1 pseudogene is annotated in these 787 nt (G+C 67.6%); it reads left to right on the top strand.

What is annotated here, in order from left to right:
- Positions 1 to 787, top strand: a pseudogene (locus tag G5C50_RS32125) (polymorphic toxin-type HINT domain-containing protein); the annotation flags it as partial.

The following is a 787-nucleotide window of genomic DNA, read 5'->3' on the forward strand; positions in this document are numbered from 1 at the left end:
CGCGGCCTGCTGGGGCAGGTCCAACGCGACGGCAAGTGGATGCGGCCCCAGGACGTGGCGCGATCGATCGAGAACTCTCCCGATCAAAAGGCGTTGATGGACGAATACTTCGCCCGTCGCGTGAAGGCGAAGGACGACGCCGACGACCAGTACAAGTTGGCCCTCTGGTGCGAGGAGCACGACCTGACCCAGCCGATGGTCGCGCACCTGCGGCGGACGCTTCAGCTCGATACGAACCGCGAGGGGGCCTGGCGTCGGCTGGGCTTCAAGAAGGTCGGCGGCCGCTGGGTGAACCCCGAGGTCGAGGCCCTCGCCAAAGCCGAACGCGAGATCCAGGCCAAGGCCGACAAGGAGTGGCGGCCGAGGCTCGAGAAACTACGCGACGCGCTGGCCGGCAAGGACAGAGCGAAACGGGCCGCCGCCGATGCGGAGTTGAAGTCGATCGTCGACCCGCTCGCCGTACCGTCGGTCTTCCAGGTCTTCCTGCGCAGCGAGGACGAACGTCGCCAACGCGTGGGGATCGACGTCCTGAGCCGGATCGAGGCCCCGTCGGCGTCGGTCGCCCTGGCCCTGGCCGCGGTCTTCAGCCCTCACGGCGAGATCCGTTCCACGGCCGCATCATTGGTCCAGCGTCGCGACCCCCGCGAGTACGCCGGCGTACTCGCGAAGCTGATCCGCGACGAGATCAAGTACAAGGTCAAGCCCATCGAAGGCCCCGGCTCGCAGGGAAGGCTGATCATCGACGGCAAGGACGCCAACGTCACCCGACTCTACACCCCGGCCGACC

The organism is Paludisphaera rhizosphaerae (genome assembly GCF_011065895.1).
Lineage (GTDB): Bacteria > Planctomycetota > Planctomycetia > Isosphaerales > Isosphaeraceae > Paludisphaera > Paludisphaera rhizosphaerae.